1 protein-coding gene is annotated in these 1,453 nt (G+C 58.5%); it reads right to left on the bottom strand.

The genetic code is table 11. From position 1 onward, the window contains the following. Nucleotides 1-265 precede the first annotated feature (265 nt). A complete protein-coding gene (locus VD17_RS30420) occupies nucleotides 266-1,324 on the bottom strand; it encodes an IS110 family transposase (RefSeq protein WP_080932109.1) in 1,059 nt (352 codons plus the stop codon). Nucleotides 1,325-1,453 lie beyond the last annotated feature (129 nt).

Raw genomic sequence — 1,453 nt, 5'->3', positions numbered from 1 at the left:
CGCCAGCTGCTATGTATGGACTCGCCCCCACTGTCTACCCGCTTCTGAAAAACCGTCGCCCCGTTGCATCTATGTATCAGGCCTATTCGCGGAAGCCGTCTTCGGCCTCTGGCCAAAATTGGAAAAGCTCGTGGTATGCCGATTACAGTCAGGCCTCGAAGGCCAGTAGCAGCTTAGGCATCAATCCACGCCGGTCTTACCTGGGGTCAATTTTTTTTCAGCAAAGGGTCGGACAGTTAGTACCTCGGTGGCAGAACTCTGTCGCTCAGTGGCTCATCGTCGCTTGCTGGCCATCACCCGCGTGGCGACGATAAGTCTGGTCATTCTGTAAAAGCACCCAGACGATTCGCAGGTTGCGGTTGGCTAGCCTGATCGCCGCCTCCTTACGGCCCAGCCGGCTCATCCAGCGCAACAAGCGACGGTCATCGGGTTGCTGGGAATCAGGTCGTAGTTGTTGCAGCACCGCATGGGCTCCCTGGATCATCAGGCTGCGTAAATAAACATCACCTCGCTTGGTCATGTCCCCCAGCCGGACCGTGTTCCCGCTGCTGTGCTGGTCAGGCACCATGCCAAAGTACGCGGCAAACTTGCGGGCATTGGGAAATCGTTCAGGCTTGGTTTCCTTGGCCACCAGTGCAGTGGCAGTGACTGGGCCGATGCCGCGCACCGTCATCAGTCGCTTCGCCGTCATGTCGGCGTTAGCGGCCACTTCCAGGCGTCCCGTCAGCACGCTGATGCGCTCGCCCAAATGGCGCCACTCGGCCAACAGTTCGTCGATCAGTTCACGCAGCAGCCCCGGCACCGGCTGGGTAGCATCTTCCAGTACCCGCGGAATTTTCTGGCTGATTGCAACATCGCCCTGCGCCAGGGCCACGCCGTGTTCGAGCAGCAGGCCGCGCATCTGATTACTGACTGCCGTGCGTCGACGCACATAGCCCTGACGGGTGCGATGCAACGCCTGCATTGCCAGCGCTGCAACGCTTTTGACCGGTACTGCGCAGATTTTTTCATCGCGATCAGCCCGCAGAATCGCCAGCGCATCGTTACGATCATTTTTAGGTCCGCTGCGATGTGTAGCCACCAAACCGGCTGGAAGAATCCGCACCGGATTGCCTTGGTCTTGCAGCTGCCGGGCCCAGGCTTGAGCACCCGGACCGGTCTCCATCAAAACCACGACATGAGGTGGCAACTGTTGGAGAAACTCATAAAACGCCTCACGCGACTTGATCCGCTGCTCGTAGCGCACTTGGCCGAGGACATCTTCACCGGCGACCTGAAAGACCTGCTTGGCCAGATCGACCGCCAAGGTTGTGCAGACCGACAAATCGGAAGAAGACAGGGATTGATCAATCGAACTATGATTTTTCATGGACTCGCCCTCGCTGTCGTTGGCTGCTTAGACTGCCACCGTGGCGCATTGACGCCTCGGCTTGGGCGAGTCCATCCAATTACA

It is taken from the genome of Pseudomonas fluorescens (assembly GCF_000968015.1).
GTDB lineage: Bacteria > Pseudomonadota > Gammaproteobacteria > Pseudomonadales > Pseudomonadaceae > Aquipseudomonas > Aquipseudomonas fluorescens_W.
This window is presented reverse-complemented; position numbering and strand designations above follow the sequence as displayed.